This window comes from Rhizobium sp. BR 314 (assembly GCF_047445805.1).
GTDB classification, from domain to species: domain Bacteria; phylum Pseudomonadota; class Alphaproteobacteria; order Rhizobiales; family Rhizobiaceae; genus Rhizobium; species Rhizobium lusitanum_B.
Window position 1 is genome coordinate 58680 of sequence record NZ_JARWLA010000004.1, and the last position, 16179, is coordinate 74858.

At 59.2% G+C, this 16179-nt stretch carries 15 protein-coding genes; 9 read left to right on the forward strand and 6 right to left on the reverse strand.

What is annotated here, in order from left to right; translation table 11 throughout:
- Positions 1–13 precede the first annotated feature (13 nt).
- Together QD461_RS07365 and QD461_RS07370 are read left to right on the forward strand one after the other, a co-directional pair.
- Positions 14–505, forward strand: a complete 492-nt coding sequence (locus QD461_RS07365; protein WP_414087135.1) for a DUF2306 domain-containing protein — start codon at positions 14–16, stop codon at positions 503–505.
- 93 nt (positions 506–598) lie between these two features.
- Positions 599–1522 (forward strand): neutral zinc metallopeptidase, encoded by a 924-nt coding sequence (locus QD461_RS07370; RefSeq protein ID WP_414087136.1) that lies wholly within the window; start codon positions 599–601, stop codon positions 1520–1522.
- Between the two features lie 52 nt (positions 1523–1574).
- On the opposite strand, the gene QD461_RS07375 is transcribed toward QD461_RS07370, so the two are convergent.
- Complete coding sequence (locus QD461_RS07375; protein ID WP_414087137.1) at positions 1575–2567, reverse strand: aldo/keto reductase; 993 nt, start codon at positions 2565–2567, stop codon at positions 1575–1577.
- Between the two features lie 108 nt (positions 2568–2675).
- On the opposite strand from QD461_RS07375, the gene QD461_RS07380 reads away from it, so the two are divergent.
- From QD461_RS07380 to QD461_RS07395, 4 genes are all read left to right on the forward strand, one after another.
- Positions 2676–3587, forward strand: coding sequence for a LysR family transcriptional regulator (locus tag QD461_RS07380; protein WP_414087138.1), 912 nt, complete (start codon positions 2676–2678; stop codon positions 3585–3587).
- A 156-nt stretch (positions 3588–3743) separates the two neighbouring features.
- Positions 3744–5000 (forward strand): TCR/Tet family MFS transporter, encoded by a 1257-nt coding sequence (locus QD461_RS07385; RefSeq protein ID WP_414087139.1) that lies wholly within the window; start codon positions 3744–3746, stop codon positions 4998–5000.
- A 148-nt stretch (positions 5001–5148) separates the two neighbouring features.
- Entirely contained in the window at positions 5149–6546 is a 1398-nt protein-coding gene (locus QD461_RS07390; RefSeq protein ID WP_414087140.1) for an MATE family efflux transporter, read from the forward strand.
- Between the two features lie 93 nt (positions 6547–6639).
- The gene (locus QD461_RS07395; protein WP_414087141.1) at positions 6640–7212 is read left to right on the forward strand and encodes an EVE domain-containing protein; all 573 of its coding nucleotides are present in this window, start codon (positions 6640–6642) and stop codon (positions 7210–7212) included.
- A 118-nt stretch (positions 7213–7330) separates the two neighbouring features.
- Here the strand turns inward: QD461_RS07395 and carA are convergent, their stop codons facing one another.
- Positions 7331–8539, reverse strand: coding sequence for a glutamine-hydrolyzing carbamoyl-phosphate synthase small subunit (gene carA / locus QD461_RS07400; protein ID WP_414087376.1), 1209 nt, complete (start codon positions 8537–8539; stop codon positions 7331–7333).
- Between the two features lie 309 nt (positions 8540–8848).
- Here carA and QD461_RS07405 point away from each other — a divergent pair, with 309 nt between their 5' ends.
- Positions 8849–9301 (forward strand): GatB/YqeY domain-containing protein, encoded by a 453-nt coding sequence (locus tag QD461_RS07405; RefSeq protein ID WP_414087142.1) that lies wholly within the window; start codon positions 8849–8851, stop codon positions 9299–9301.
- Here the strand turns inward: QD461_RS07405 and QD461_RS07410 are convergent.
- The 3 genes from QD461_RS07410 to QD461_RS07420 form a co-directional block, all read right to left on the reverse strand.
- Positions 9282–10184 (reverse strand): hypothetical protein, encoded by a 903-nt coding sequence (locus tag QD461_RS07410; protein WP_414087143.1) that lies wholly within the window; start codon positions 10182–10184, stop codon positions 9282–9284. The two genes, QD461_RS07405 and QD461_RS07410, sit on opposite strands and share 20 nt — an antisense overlap.
- Before the next feature lie 334 nt (positions 10185–10518).
- Complete coding sequence (locus QD461_RS07415) at positions 10519–10752, reverse strand: hypothetical protein (RefSeq protein ID WP_184703193.1); 234 nt, start codon at positions 10750–10752, stop codon at positions 10519–10521.
- 185 nt (positions 10753–10937) lie between these two features.
- Positions 10938–11312: a hypothetical protein gene (locus QD461_RS07420; RefSeq protein WP_414087144.1), complete on the reverse strand. Its 375-nt coding sequence runs from the start codon at positions 11310–11312 to the stop codon at positions 10938–10940.
- Between QD461_RS07420 and dnaG the strand changes: the two genes are divergently transcribed.
- Both dnaG and recQ read left to right on the forward strand, forming a co-directional pair.
- A complete protein-coding gene (dnaG, locus tag QD461_RS07425) occupies positions 11311–13299 on the forward strand; it encodes a DNA primase (protein WP_414087145.1) in 1989 nt (662 codons plus the stop codon). The two genes, QD461_RS07420 and dnaG, sit on opposite strands and share 2 nt — an antisense overlap.
- 7 nt (positions 13300–13306) lie before the next feature.
- Positions 13307–15187, forward strand: coding sequence for a DNA helicase RecQ (gene recQ, locus QD461_RS07430; protein ID WP_414087146.1), 1881 nt, complete (start codon positions 13307–13309; stop codon positions 15185–15187).
- Between the two features lie 39 nt (positions 15188–15226).
- Here the strand turns inward: recQ and QD461_RS07435 are convergent, their stop codons facing one another.
- Positions 15227–15997, reverse strand: coding sequence for an SDR family oxidoreductase (locus QD461_RS07435; protein ID WP_414087147.1), 771 nt, complete (start codon positions 15995–15997; stop codon positions 15227–15229).
- Positions 15998–16179 lie beyond the last annotated feature (182 nt).

Here is a 16179-nt window from a genome sequence, read left to right on the forward strand (position 1 = left end):
CCGGATCCCAATCATGACTTTCGAGCCGCTTCTTCATGCTTCCATCGCAATCCAGATTCATGTTGCGGCAGTCGTTCCGGCCGCCTTGCTCGGCGCCTATCTTCTCCTACAGCCGAAGGGTACGCCAAGGCATCGCCTGCTCGGCAAAATCTGGCTGTGCCTCATGGTAATCACGGCGCTGTCGAGTTTCTTCGTTCACCAGATCAACATGTTCTACGGTTTCAGCCCTATTCATCTGCTGTCCGCATATGTTCTCTTCGGTTGCTGGGGGGCCATCGTTAATGCCCGCAAGGGTAATATTGAGGCTCATAAGCGCATCGTCAGGGGCCTCTACTTCGGCGGGATCGTCGGAGCCGGCTTATTCACATTCATCCCTGGGCGCATCATGAACAAAGTGGTCTTCAGCGGCGATGAAATCGCACCGGTCATTGTTATCGCAGGTATTGCGATCGTGCTTCTCTGGCAATTGTCGAAAGAAATATGGCATCGCCGCCGTTTAAGCTGATCTTCTGTCGATAGCCAACTGGCTTTGTGGCTCCTCCTGGATATATAAACGCCTCAAGGGACTTTGATTTTAGGCATCGCCAGGAGGTGCGCTATGGATTGGAAGGGGCGTCGGCAGTCCGACAATATCGAGGACGAGCGCGGCTCGTCGCCTATGGGCGGCGGCATGGGAGGCGGAGGTTTCCGCTTTCCAGGCGGCGGGATCGGCGGCGGCGGTTTGAGCTTTCGCACCATCATCGTCCTAGTCGTCATTTTCCTCGTCCTGAAAGCCATGGGCGTCGACGTCATGGGCCTGCTGCAGCAGACCGGAGTGCTCGAAGGCGGCGGCTCCGGCTATCAGCAAAGCACGTCCAACCGCAGTGCGGGCGGGCAGCCGGCCAACGACGAGATGAAGCAGTTTGTCGCTACCGTTCTTGCCGATACGGAAGACACCTGGACCGGCATCTTCAAGTCGATGGGACAGACCTATACAGATCCGAAGCTGGTGCTATTCTCCGGCAGCTTCCCTTCGGCCTGCGGACAGGCTTCGGCTGCGACCGGACCCTTCTACTGCCCGGGCGACCAGAAGATCTATCTTGATATGGCCTTCTTCAAGCAGATGAAGGATCAATTCGGTGCCTCGGGCGATTTCGCCCAGGCCTATGTAGTCGCGCATGAAGTCGGCCACCATGTACAGGATCAGCTCGGAATTCTGCCGAAGTTTAATCAGGCCCGCCGCAACATGAGCGAGGTGGATGCGAACAAGATGTCGGTACGCATCGAGCTGCAAGCAGATTGCTTCGCCGGCATCTGGGGCAAGTTCACGCAGCAGAAGGGCATATTGCAGGCCGGCGACCTCGAAGAGGCGCTGAATGCCGCGCAGCAGATCGGTGACGACACGCTGCAGAAGCGCAGCCAGGGCTATGTCGTCCCCGACAGCTTCAACCACGGCACCTCGGCGCAGCGCGTGAAGTGGTTCAAGAAGGGCTTCGATTCCGGCAAACTCAGCGATTGCGATACGCTGAACAACCCGGTCTGACCCTGCTCGCCCGCTCCCGGATGACCGGCGAGCGGGCAGCCTCCTTCGCTTGTTACTTCTCGCTGTCGAGATGCGCCAGCTGTGCCCCCGGATATCGGCCGCCGGCGGCGGCATCCTTGGGGATCGCGCGCTCGATCGCCGCCATATCCGCTTCCGACAATTTAACCGGTAATGCTCCCAACGCTTCCGTGAGGCGGTCGCGACGGCGGGCGCCGATGATCGGGACGATGTCCTTGCCTTGAGCAGCGACCCAGGCGATCGCGATCTGTGCGACGCTGGCGCCTTTTGCTGCGGCGATCTCTCGCAGGGCTTCCACCAGTTGCAGGTTCTTTTCCACGTTTCCGGCCTGGAAACGCGGGCTCATGCTGCGGAAGTCGCCTTTCTGGGCGCTGTCCTTCTGCCAATGGCCGCTGATGAGGCCGCGCGACAGGACACCATAGGCGGTGACGCCGATGCCGAGCTCGCGGCAAGTCGATAGTATCTTGTCTTCGATGCCGCGCGAGATCAGCGAATATTCGATCTGTACGTCGACGATCGGATGGACGGCTGCGGCTCGGCGAATGGTATCGGCGCCAACCTCCGAAAGGCCGACATGCCTGATGTAGCCCGCCTTGATCAGATCGGCCATCGCGCCGATCTGATCTTCGATCGGCACATTCGGGTCGAGGCGGGCAGGGCGGTAGATATCGATCTGGTCGACGCCGAGACGTTGCAGCGAATAGGCGAGGAAGTTCCTGATTGCCGCCGGACGCGCGTCATAGCCGAGCCATGCGCCGGCGGGATCGCGGAGAGCGCCGAACTTGACGCTGAGCAGGAAGTCGTCCCGCTTTCGCCCCTTGATGGCTTCGCCGATCAGCATTTCATTGTGGCCCATGCCATAGAAATCTCCGGTATCGAGCAGGTTGATGCCGGCATCGAGCGCGGCATGGATGGTGGCGATGCTCTCGGCACGATCGGAGGGGCCATACATGCCCGACATTCCCATGCATCCGAGGCCGAGAGCGGAGACCTGTGGTCCGGTCTTGCCCAATTGATGCTTTTCCATTGTCGTTCTCCTTGGCGGAAGCGCTTCAGTTTTCCCCTTAGTTTTACTCTTTTGGTCTCTGTGCGATAATCCGGATGAATCGAAACAGGTTGTTTGGAATTCCGCACAATGGATGACTTGCCGCTGGCCGATCTGGTTGCCTTCACCGCCGTTGCCCGCGAGCGCAGCTTTCGCGAGGCGGCACGCAAACGCGGCGTTTCCGCCTCATCGCTCAGCGAAGCCGTGCGCCGGCTGGAGGAGCGGCTGGCGGTGCGCCTGCTCAACCGCACGACCCGAAGCGTGACACCGACGGAGGCCGGCGAGCGGCTGATGGAGCGCCTGACCCCTGCCATGAGCGAGATCGCGGTAGCGCTCGATGACATCAACAGCTTTCGCGACGGCGTTGGCGGGACCTTGCGGCTAAATGTGCCGACAGTGGCTGCCATGGTTGTCATGCCCGACATCATCAGCCGCTTCCTCACGGAATATCCGGCAATCTCGGTTGAGATCGTCGCGGAGGACAGTTTCATCGATGTGGTGGCGGCGGGCTACGATGCCGGTATCCGCTATGATGAAAGACTTGAGAAGGACATGATCGCCGTGCCGATCGGGCCGCGGCGGCAATATTATATCACGGCGGCTGCGCCTGGCTATCTCGCCGCAAATGGCACGCCGCAGCATCCGCGCGACATATTGGAGCATCGCTGCATTCGTCATCGCTTTCTGAGCGGATCAGTCGCGTCGTGGGAATTCGAAAGGAATGGCGAGACGATCTTCATGGCGCCATCGATGGTAGTTGCTACCAACACGATCGATATCGAACGCAGCGCCGCCGTTGCTGGCCTTGGCATCATCAGGACCTTCCGAGAGTTCCTGGCGCCGCAGATCGAAAGCGGCGAACTGGTGACGATCCTTGAGGAATGGGATACGGCATTTTCCGGCCCGTTCCTCTATTATGCCAGCCGCCGGCACATGCCAGGACCACTCAGAGCCTTCGTCGACTTCCTCAATCGCGAACAACGCCGCCGCCGCGATCGGTAAACGTTCTGGTTGAAAGATCAAAAAAACCGGGCGATAAATCAATAAGATTGAAGCGTTCACGGATTGTTTCGGCTAAAATCTTTATGTATTGGAACATCCTCGTTTTTCGTTCACGTTCTGTCTCTGTCATGGAGATGGAGCCCCTAAGGCAACTCCATGATCGATCAGAAATTCGCACGGCGTGGGCTGTTCCTCGTCTTCCTCATCCTCTTTCTCGACGTTATCGGCATTGCGATCATCATGCCGGTCATGCCAAAATATCTGGAAGAGCTGACTGGCGCATCCGTCAGCGCAGCCGCCACCGAGGGCGGCTGGCTGCTGCTGGCCTATGCCGCGATGCAGTTTCTATTTTCGCCGCTGATCGGCAATCTCAGTGATCGCTTCGGTCGCCGTCCACTGCTGCTGGCTTCGGTGCTGACCTTCGCGATTGACAACTTCATCTGTGCCATCGCCGGCTCCTATTGGATGCTGTTCGTCGGCCGCATTCTCGCCGGGATCAGCGGCGCGAGCTTCTCGACCTGTTCAGCCTATATTGCCGACATCAGCAATGAGGAGAACCGGGCAAAGAATTTCGGCCTGATCGGCATGGCCTTCGGCGTCGGCTTCGTGCTCGGGCCGGTCATCGGCGGCTTTCTCGGCGAATTCGGTCCGCGCGTACCCTTCTATGGTGCCGCGGCTCTGGCATTCCTGAACTTCGTCGGCGCCTATTTCCTTCTGCCGGAAACGCTCGACGCCAGGAATCGCCGGCCATTCGACATTCGTCGGGCCAATCCGCTCGGTGCGCTGAAGCAGATTCGCCGTTATCAGGGTATCGGCTGGGTTTGCGTCGTCATGTTCCTGAATTGGCTGGCGCACGGTGTCTATCCGGCTGTTTGGGCCTTCGTCACCTCCTATCGTTATGGCTGGAGTGAAGGCGAGATCGGCTTTTCGCTTGGAGTTTACGGCATCGGTGCCGCAATCGTCATGGGGCTTATCTTGCCACGGCTAGTGCCTATTCTCGGTGAATGGAAGACGGCGCTCCTCGGGCTCGCTTTCTCCTGTCTCGGTCTGCTCGGCTATGCTTTCGCCTGGCAAGGCTGGATGGTCTATGCGGTGGTGGTCCTGACCGTCATCGAAAACGTTGCGGATGCGCCGCTGCGTTCCATCGCCGCCAGCAAAGTTCCGCCGTCGGCGCAGGGCGAGCTACAAGGAGCGCTCGGCAGCTTGACCAGCATCACCGCAATCGTCGGGCCTTTGCTATTTCCCTATCTGTTCAGCTACTATACGGCGCCGACCGCGCCGGTGGTCTTTGCGGGCGCGCCGTTCGTCATGAGCGCTGTTCTCATCGTTGTCTCGCTCGTGGTCCTGCTGACGAAGGTCCGCAAGACCGCGCCGTCGGCGGTTGCGGAGGCGCAGGCCGGAGAAGCAGCCTAGAATTTCATCAGTTATTTTGATGATATGATGAATTCTTTAGCATTCAGGCCTTGCTCGCTGGCTTTTTGCCCTAAGTTGCGCTAAGGCCGCTTGCTCGCGCACCCTTGGGTGGGGCGGTTCGCGCGATTCTAAAGATCGAGTTTTCGTTATGGATATGCCGTTAGCTGCGCGCCCAAACGCGTATGACACTAATAATTCGTGGTCAGCGCACATTCGTGCAACCCTTGCGCTTGGCATCCCGCTGATCGGCGCGCAATTGGCGCAGCTTGGCATCAATACGACCGACGTGATGATCGTCGGCCGGCTCGGGGCCGAACAGCTGGCGGCGATGGTGCTTGCTGCTCAATTTTTGTTTACTATTCTCATTTTCGGTTCGGGCTTCTCCATTGCCGTGGTGCCGCTGGTGGCGCAGGCCTATGGTAAGGGGGATGTGGCTTCGGTTCGCCGAGCCCTGCGCATGGGTCTTTGGGTCGTGACGGCCTATTGGCTGCTCGCGCAGCCAGCCTTCTTCTATTCCGAGCACATCCTTTTGGCGGCCGGGCAGAAGCCCGAGGTGGCTCGACTGGCGAGCGGCTATATCGATATCGGCCATTTCGCTCTGCTGCCGGGGCTGCTCTACAATGTCATTCGCGCCTTGGTGAGTGCTATCGGCCGTGCCGGCATCATCCTCAAGGTCACCATCGCAATGCTCGTGATGAATGCGGTGCTTGCCTACATCCTCGTGCTCGGCCACTTTGGCCTGCCGGCGATGGGGCTGCATGGCGCGGCTATCGTGTCCGTTGCCGTGCAGACCGCAGGCTTCTTCTTCATCGTCGGTTATGTCCAGGCGCATGAAGATACACGCCGCTACGAGATTTTCGTGCGCTTCTGGCGGCCCGATTGGCATGCCTTGTGGGACGTGGTTCGCCTCGGTTTCCCGATCAGCGTTACGGTTCTCGCCGAAGTCAGCCTTTTCACGGCGGCCTCGCTGCTGATGGGGCAGATCGGCACCATAGAGCTTGCCGCACATGGCATTGCGCTGCAATGGGCCTCGATCGCCTTCATGATCCCGCTTGGGCTTAGCCAGGCCGCAACGGTGCGGGTCGGCGTTGCGCACGGGCAGGGCGATCATCTCGGCCTGATGCGAGCGGCGATCGTCGTGCTCGTTGTTTCGAGCTGCATTTCGCTGTTCGGCAGCATCCTATTCGCATCGATCCCGACCTGGCTCGGAGGCTGGTTCCTGGATGTGACATCGCCTGATGCAGCGAAGGTACTGGCCTATGCGGCGCCGCTTATCGTCGTTGCCGGCTTGTTCCAGCTGGTGGACGGGCTCCAGTCGATCGCCAGCGGCTTGCTGCGCGGCCTGAAGGACGCCCGCGTGCCGATGATCATGGCGCTTATCGCCTATTGGCCGATCGGCTTCCTCCTGGCGTGGCTCCTGGCGTTCCCGCTAGGCTTTGGCGGCATCGGCATATGGTTCGGCTTCCTTCTCGGGTTGGGCTCGGCAGCAGTCATGCTCTGCGCCCGATTCTACATTCTGGTGTGTTCGGAGAAGGTCGCCGCCTGACGCAAAAAGTTCATGATCGGGCTACAAGACTGCTGACAAAAATTGACAGCATGGTCGTCTATAGCTGTCTCATACCAAAGACGGGAGACGACCATGACATTCCAAGCAAGCGATCGTACCGATGCCGCGCTTTTCCCGCGGGAAGACATCATCCGGCAGAGCGCTACCGTGCGCCTCTTTCCGCACGCGAACACATCGTCCCGGCGGCCTGAGCCGGAGAAAAGATCTTACTGGCTGGCCGTCGCCAGCGCGGAACATGTACGCATTGGGCGCCAGCATGGGTTCATGCAGGTAAACCACGGCAAGCGAGCCCCATTGAAGCGTATCAAGCCGGGCGACGGCATTGTCTACTACTCGCCATCAGTCAAGATAGGCGAGCGAGACGGTTTTCAGAGCTTCACCGCCATCGGCTTTGTCCGTGAGGGCGAGCCGTATCTTGCTGAGATGGGCTGCGGAAAGGCTTACCGCAAGGATGTGGATTGGCTCGATGCGCCCGAACAGCCGCTTCGTCCGCTCCTGGGCTGGCTCGATTTCACTCAGGGCAAGAACTGGGGCTACAAGCTGAGGTTCGGCCTTGTCGAGTTCGGCCAGTCGGATTTTGAGTTCCTTGAGGAAATCCTGATGAGCGAGCTTGAAGTGGTCAAGCAGCGCCGCCTGCAGGCATGAGTTTCAGCAAGCTCAACCGATGTGACGAAAAGACCTCCCAACTTGACGCACAAAGAGAAAAGCCCCGGATTGGCTATCAATCCGGGGCTTTTCTTATACCATCAAGGTGTCGGTGCGATCAGGCACGCTCCGCCAAGGCAGCTTCGCCCTTCTTTTCGCGCACCAGATTGATGAAGCGGCGGAAGAGATAGTGGCTATCCTGCGGGCCGGGCGAGGCTTCGGGGTGATGCTGGACCGAGAAGACCGGCTTGCCGGCGACGCGCAGGCCGCAATTGCTGCCGTCGAAGAGCGAAACGTGGGTCTCCTCAACGCCTTCCGGCAGCGAGTTCGAGTCGACTGCGAAGCCGTGGTTCATGGAAACGATCTCGACCTTGCCCGTCGTGTGGTCCTTGACCGGATGGTTGGCGCCGTGGTGCCCCTGATGCATCTTTGCGGTCTTGGCGCCGAGCGCGAGGCCGAGCATCTGGTGGCCGAGGCAGATGCCGAACAACGGGATTTCGGTCTTCAGCAAGTCCTTGATCACGGGCACGGCATATTCGCCTGTTGCGGCCGGGTCGCCTGGGCCGTTGGAGAGGAAGATACCGTCCGGCTTCAGGCCGAGAACTTCATCCGTCGAAGCGGTGGCCGGTAGAACTGTGACCTTGCAATCGAGGCCGGCGAAGAGGCGCAGAATGTTGCGCTTGACGCCGTAGTCGAGGCAGACGACGTGATACTTGGCGTCGGCGGTGCTGAGTTCGCCATAGCCTTCATTCCAGATCCAGGGCGTCTGCGACCACTGCGAGGACTGGCCCGAGGAGGCAACCTTGGCGAGGTCGAGGCCTTCGAGGCCGCTCCAGGCCTTGGCATCCGCCTTCAGCTGCTCGATGTCGAAGACGCCGTTCGGGTCGTGGGCGATCACGCCGTTCGGCATGCCGTTCTCACGGATCCAGGCGGTGAGGGCGCGGGTGTCGATGCCGCTGAGGCCGATGATGCCGCGGGCCTTCAGCCACTGGTCGAGATGCTTGGCTGCGCGGTAGTTCGACGGATCGGTGATGTCGGCCTTAAAGATCACGCCGACCGCGCCGTGGCGTGCAACCGGCCTCAGGTCTTCGATGTCTTCCTCGTTCGTGCCGACATTGCCGATGTGTGGGAAGGTGAAGGTAACGATCTGGCCGAGATAGGATGGATCGGTCAGGATCTCCTCATATCCCGTCAGTGCGGTGTTGAAGCAGACTTCGGCCTGGACCTTGCCGGTCGCACCGATACCCTTGCCTTCGATGATTGTGCCATCGGCGAGAACGAGAAGAGCAGTCGGCTTTTCGGTGGTCCATGGGGCTGTCGCGGTCATAGTCATCCCGTTTCCGGCGTCGTGCACGACCTTGAAGAGGCCGTAGGCTTCCGCCATGTTTGTAGCAAGGTACAGCCGGCGACCGAGGTCGCGGCTTGAGATCTTCATATCGATCTAATGTGCAGGTGATGGACATAACCAAACAAGGCGAGCCGGTCAATGCACGGTTTTGCTTTCCTGCCCGGGAATTCGCCCGGTTTCGTCCCGCTCGACGCAATTGCATTGATCGGCGCTGATGGTCTAAGAGACTGGCAAGATGAAATAAGGGGACGGGCGATCGTCGCCTACCTGCTTCAAGGAGTTACAGACATGATCCGCGAAACCCTTTCCAACGCCCAGAAGGAAGCCATGAAGGCCAAGGATACGGCGAGGCTTTCGACCGTCCGTCTCATCCTTGCGGCAATCAAGGACAAGGATATTGCCAATCGCGGTCTCGGCAAGGAGCAGGCAGGAGACGACGAAATCCTGCAGCTGCTCGCCAAGATGATCAAGCAGCGCGAAGAGTCCGAGAAGATCTACGTCGACGGCGCTCGTCCGGAGCTGGCTGCGAAGGAGCGCGAAGAGATCACGGTGATCCAGGGCTTCATGCCGGAACAGCTGTCCGAAGAGAAGGTGCGCGAGATCTGCGTCGCCATCGTCGCCGAGCTCGGCGCGCAGGGCCTGAAGGACATGGGCAAATGCGTTGCCGCTCTGCGCGAACGTTATGCCGGGCAGATGGATTTCGCCAAGGCCTCGGGCATTCTCAAGGAACTGCTGAAGTAAAAACTGGTTTTGCCTTCGGCGCGCGGATTTGCGGCGAGCCGGAGGCATTTCTCCAGGCGCTGTCGATGATCGAGAATTTCTCGGCCTGAAAGTTGCGATATTCCTGGATGAAGTCGCAGGAAAGCCAGAGCTGGCTCCTGCCCGAAGAGCCCGTCCAGCCGATGCTCTGCATTTTTGCGGCTCTGATCATCAGGCGCTTCGCATGCGTTCTGGAAATCAGAAAGCGGCGGCAGATATCCGTGAAGGCAATTCGTCCGACAATCACTCTTTGTGTTGCCGTATCCACCAGCCCGACGCGCGAGATCAGGTAATCCATGATCACCCCGCCGGAATTGACCCATGTGAACAGGTCGAACGTGTCTCCTGGATGGCGCAGATCGTCACTGTTGATGATATCAACGGAGATGGCAGGCTGCAACGCAGCGATAAGATCTGGGCGCTTGGCAAGCAAGGCGCTTCGCTTGCCGTCATCCAGCCGATCCAGCACCGAGAGATGAATGGCGAGCCATTTTCCCAGCTGCTTGATGGCTTCTTCGGTCGGTTCCATGGGCCGCGAACGGCGATCCGGCGCAACGGGCAGATATCGCAAGAATCCTTCGGCCAGCATCTGCTGTATGAAACTGAGCGCGGTGTTGTGACTGGCAATCTCGTTTTCGACCACATAGGTCGCGAAGCGATTCGCATGAAGGCCGGGTTGCTCGCCGTCGATGCCGCCATAGTATAATCCGAAGCCGGCGAGTGCCATCAGCCAACGCTGTTGGGAGGCGAAGACCGAGCATATCTGCTGATTCTGATTGTACGTGAATATGATTTCCCGCGTATAATTCAGAATTTCAGCGAAAAAATTTGGGTCTTGAGCAAGTTCCTTTGCGGATAAAGACATGCAGCCGTCTCCGATGAACTGAGCAAAATTTAAGAATGTCTGAGGATATTAATCGCCTGGATTGCATATATTAATATACTAAAAAATGCAGATTTCATCAACAGTATTACCATACTGGTAACCTGAAGCGAGAGACTTTCCCTCGTCGGATGTTCATTGTTCTCGGGGCCACAAATTAGAGAAGGCAGGAGCTGGGGGAGCTCCTGCCTTCTTGCTCTTTGCAGGCGTTTGATGACGCAGGGTGGGGCCCAAAAATCAAACGTCTATTGCAAAGGCACTCAGGTGGGGCGGCGCCGGGGGTAGGGATGGTGCCCCACCTGAGTATCTGCTGAACTTATCTGAGGATCCTGATTTCCCGGGGCAGGGCCAGCGCCTGCGACGAAAAACCGGACATCTGAACCTTTACGCCCGCCGTAAGTGCGGGGATCTTCATATCTGCCGGCAGCTGATAGCTAGCGCCAGCATGCAGTGCGTTGTTGTCGTCGTTGCCGTTAGCCGTTGTAGCCGAGCTATAAGTCGCTGTTGCAAAAATAGCCGCTGCGGCCAAAGGTACGATGAGAACGCGCATTTCCTCTCCTAAACTGAAAGCCTGTACCTTGTGGCTTCCCGTTCGTCAGGGCGTCTCGGCATGTCGCGTCGCGAAGCATATTCTTCGCCGGCTTGTCTCGCCCTGTGAGAAGAACGCTATTGCGCTGCACACCAACAATCAAATTACAAAAAAATAATGTTTGGCTTACAAACCATACCGCAGGTTCACCGCTCCAGGCGCCAATCGCCCTCGACTTGACTTGCAGCCAGCGATTGTTTTCCGGTCATTTCTTTTCGCCTATTGCCCACTTCAAGATGTGCAAGTCCTTGCTTTTTCAAAAAAAGCAGCCGTTTTCCATTCCGGCGCCTCTTGCCTTCGGGGTGGCTGCGACGGGGATGAATGCGAGTTCCGGCAGGCCGAAACACGGTTTGAGGCTTGGGTTTGTACGGTTCGATCTCGGTAATGGCTTCACGAAGTTGTGATCGAAAGGAGGGAGTTGTATTCATCCAGAATGGTCTGTGAATACAGTGAGTGCCCGTCTGGTCATCGTGGCAATGCCGTTCATTCATGTTTATATGAGGTGAGCCAGAGGTAGCCATGCGATTTTCCAATACGTTTCTCGACGAGATTCGCGACCGCGTTTTGATTTCAGACGTGATCGGTCGTCGTGTGACCTGGGATCGGCGCAAGACCAATGTGCCGCGTGGGGACTATTGGGCTTGCTGCCCTTTCCACGGTGAGAAATCGCCGAGCTTTCACTGCGAGGACCGCAAGGGGCGATATCACTGCTTCGGCTGCGGGGTGACGGGCGATCATTTCCGGTTCCTCACCGAGCTTGAGGGGCTGAGCTTTCCGGAGGCCGTGCAGCAGATTGCCGATATGGCAGGCGTGCCTATGCCGGTCGCCGATCCGATGGAGGCGAAGCGGGAGAAAGAACGCACGTCGCTGCTCGATGTCATGGAGATGGCGACTCAATTCTTTCAGGACCAGCTGCAGACAGCCAACGGCGCGCGGGCGCGCGCCTATCTGCGCGACCGCGGATTGACCGGCCGCACCATCGAGACCTTTCGGCTGGGCTATTCGCCAGACAGCCGTAATGCGCTGAAGGAACATCTTGCCGGCAAGGGCGTGTTGAAGGAACAGATAGAGGCTTGCGGCCTTGTCGTGCACGAGAACGTGCCGGTCTCCTACGACCGCTTTCGCGATCGCATCATGTTTCCTATTCTCTCATCACGCGAAAAGGTGATCGCCTTCGGTGGCCGCGCAATGGCATCGGACGCGCCGGCGAAGTATCTCAATTCCAACGAGACCGAGCTCTTCCACAAGGGCAATGTACTCTATAATTTCACCCGGGCGCGCCGCGCCGCTCAGGGCGCCGATGGTGCGGGAACCATCATTGCCGTCGAAGGCTATATGGATGTCATCGCCCTGCATCAGGCCGGAGTGGAGAATGCGGTTGCGCCGCTCGGCACTGCGCTCACGGAAAATCAGCTGGATCTTCTCTGGAAGATGACGCCGGAACCAGTGCTCTGCTTCGATGGTGACGGCGCAGGCGTTCGCGCCGCTAATCGCGCCGCCGATCTGGCACTGCCGCATATCAAGCCGGGCCGCACTGTCCGTTTCGCGCTTCTTCCCGATGGCAAGGATCCTGACGATCTTGTGCGCCATGACGGGCGCGCGCCATTTGACAAGGTGATGGCACAGGCAAAGCCGCTGGCCGATCTGATCTGGGCAAGGGAAGCCGCCAGCGGCACCTTCGAGACACCGGAAGCGAGGGCGGAGCTCGAAGCCCGGCTTCGGCGTATCGTGTCCGTCATTGTCGACGAGGATGTTCGGCGACATTATCAGCAGAGCATGCGCGAGCGGCTGAACGGGCTTTTCCAGCCGCAATTCCAGCGCGGTGGCAATCAGCAGGCGCGCGGCTTCTCTCGTGATGGCAACGGTCGCGCCTTTGGCGGCCGCGGCGGGCAGGGTCGCGACCGGGCGGCAGTCAGCACGACGGCGTCCGATCGCCTGACGCGCTCGGCGATGATCAAGGGACATCAGGATATTCCGAGCCTGCGCGAAAGCGTTTTGGCGCTGACTATCGTCAATCATCCGTTGTTGCTGCAGGACGAGTATGACGAGATCGCCGCGATCGATTACGAAAGCCGCGAGTTGCAGCGCCTCTGGTCGGCTGTGCTCGGGATCGCCGCCGCGATGGTCGGGCCGCAGCTCACTCGTGAGCGGCTGGTCGAACAGCTGGAGGAGCAAGACTTCGGCTCGCTATTGAAGAATCTCGAGCAGCAGGTTCGCAATGCCCGGCTATGGACGGCAACCGAGCAAGCCGCGATGGAAGACGCGCGCGAGGGCTATCGCCAGGCGCTTGCACTTCACAAACGCTCAAAGGCTCTTCGGTGGCACAAGATCGAATTGCAGGGCGCGATTGCCGAGGCGACGGAAGATGGCGACGGCGAGCTTATCGAGCAATTGATGCGTGCCTTGCAGGAAGTACAGCTTGAAGCGGTGCGGCTGGAAAACCAGGAGGCGATCATCGATGGCTTTGGCGTTCTTTCCGGGCGCGTCAAAAACGTTACAGGAAAGTAGGAAGTGAATGTCACAGCCGGATAGACTGGATCCGCGATTTTCCGCTGATGAGGCACTGTTCGGTGAAATCGGCGGCGGGGTTGCGCCGCTCGATGTGCTGAAGCGCGTCTATGGCTATTCGGCATTTCGCGGCAAGCAGCAGCAGGTGGTCGAGCACGTCGTTTCGGGTGGCGATGCCGTGGTGCTGTTTCCGACAGGTGCGGGCAAATCGCTGTGTTTCCAGATCCCGGCGCTTTGCCGCGATGGTATTGGTATCGTAGTTTCGCCATTGATCGCGCTGATGCGGGATCAGGTGGAGGCGATGAAGCAGCTGGGCATACGTGCTGGGGCATTGAACTCATCGCTGTCGCGTGAGGAGGCCAGTGAGATCTATCGCGCCGTGTCCAACGGCACGCTCGATATGCTCTATGTCACGCCCGAGCGCATCCTGACCGACGGCTTCCAGCAGATGATCGCCAGGGCGAAGATTGCGCTCTTTGCAATCGACGAAGCGCACTGCGTCTCGCAATGGGGGCATGACTTCAGGCCGGAATATCGGGATCTCGGCAAGCTTGCCGAGCTCTTCCCCGACGTGCCCCGTATCGCGCTGACGGCGACTGCCGATCCACACACACGCGACGATATCATCGAGCGGCTGGCTCTCGGCGATGCCAAGGTCTTCACGACCAGCTTCGACCGGCCGAATATTGCCTATGAGATTGTCGAGCGCGACCAGCCGCGCCAGCAATTAATACGCTTCCTCGACGGCCATCGCGGTAATAGTGGCATTGTTTATTGCCTTTCGCGCGCCAAGGTCGAGGATACCGCGGAGTGGCTGAACGGGCAGGGTGTGCGAGCACTTCCCTATCACGCCGGCATGGACAGATCCCTGCGCGACGCCAATCAGGATGCGTTCCTGAAGGAAGAGGATCTGTGTCTGGTGGCGACGGTTGCCTTCGGCATGGGCATCGATAAGCCCAATGTGCGTTACGTCGCACACCTCGATTTGCCAGGCTCGGTCGAAGCCTATTATCAGGAAACCGGTCGTGCTGGCCGCGACGGGCTGCCATCGGAGGTCTGGATGGCCTATGGCATGGCTGATGTCATCCAGCGGCGCCGCATGATCGACGAAGGCGGCGCGTCCGACGAGATCAAGCGCGTGGAGCGGGCGAAACTCAACGCGCTTCTTGCTATCTGCGAGACGGCGGGCTGCCGGCGGCAGTCCATTCTGGCCCATTTTGGCGAGACTCATGGTGGCGGTTGCGGCAACTGCGATACCTGCCTGAAACCTGTCGAGACCTGGGATGGCACGGAAGCGGCGATCAAGGCGCTGGCTGCGGTCTATCGCACCGGCGAACGTTTCGGCACCGGCCATGTCATCGATGTGCTGATGGGAACGGTTAACGACAAGACTGAGCGTTTCGGCCATGTCGACATGCCCGTCTTCGGAGCCGGGAAGGATATTTCAGCCCGAAGCTGGCAATCGATCTTCCGGCAATTGCTGGCGAGCGGCCTTATCAGCGTCGATCATACGGCTTTCGGCGCCATGAAGCTGGAAGAGGAGGCGAGGGCAGTCTTCAAGCGCGAACGGAAGGTCTTCTTCCGCAAGGATCGGCCCGAGACCGGACGCCGAGGCAAGAAGGCTGGCCGACCGGAGCGGCAGGCCCATGGTCTTGCCGGCGAGGCACAGGGCTTGTTCGACGCGTTGCGCGCGGAGCGGACGAGAATCGCCAAAGAGCTGGGCGTGCCGCCCTATGTCGTTTTCCCTGACACGACATTGATTGCATTCGCGACCGAGCGGCCAAGAAATCATAAGGCGCTACTGGGGATCTCGGGTGTCGGGCAGTCGAAGCTCGAGCGCTATGGCGATGCGTTTCTTGCGGTGATCTCGAATTTCACCGATCGGTGACAATTGGCGGCGAAGTCTGAAAGAGCTTCGATTCCCACGCTACATGCGTACGGTCATGCCGCCGTCGACGGTCAGGACATGGCCGTTGACGAAGGATGCGGCGTCGCTGGCAAGGAAGAGTGCGGCACCGGCAATCTCGTCAGGCCGGCCCCAACGTTGAACCGGAATGCGTTGGCGTACGAAAGGGGTCAGTTCTTCATTTGCAGCCATCGCGGCGTTGGTTTCCGTTGCAAACCAGCCCGGAGCGATGGCGTTGCTGGTGATGCCATAGGGGGCGAATTCCACCGCCATGCCGCGCACGAGGCCGGTTAGTCCCAGCTTGGCTGCCGGATAGACGCAATCTCCGGGCATGACGACCTGGCCGCTAATCGAGGTGACGGAAATCAGTCGTCCGTGATTGTGCTGCTTCATCAAGCGGGCAGCATCGCGGGAGAGCATGATCGAGGCCGCAAGGTCCGTATTGAGCAAGGTGAGGATCGCCTGGTCATCAAAGTCGGCGAGTGGACGCCTGTCACGGGCGCCGACATTGTTGACCAATATGTCCAGCCGACCATGATTTTTCTCAATATCTGCCATTGTCGCGCGCTGCGCTTCGCGGTCGGCAATATCGAAGGTGGCTGCTTCGGCGGAGCAGCCTCGCGCTTGGATCGTTTGGACGGCTTCATCCAGCGTCGTCGCCGTGCGCCCGTTCAGGATGACGTGGGCGCCGGCATCGGCAAGCGCCTGGCCCATTTCGAATCCCAGCCCGCGTCCGCTGCCCGTAACCAGGGCGACCCGCCCTTTCAGGGAGAATCTCTCGAATATGCTCATGATATCTCCATCATAGGGGCGGGTGACCATCGTGTTTTCACAATTATGGACTCAGTCAAGTAATTTTTGCAATAGCGGCAGGCGCAAATGGCACGAATGTGCCGTTGAGACAACATTCGGGCAGTGGTAATCGGACTGCGTGGCGGCGTGTCGCGCCAGCGTCACGGCTCCATGCATTTTTG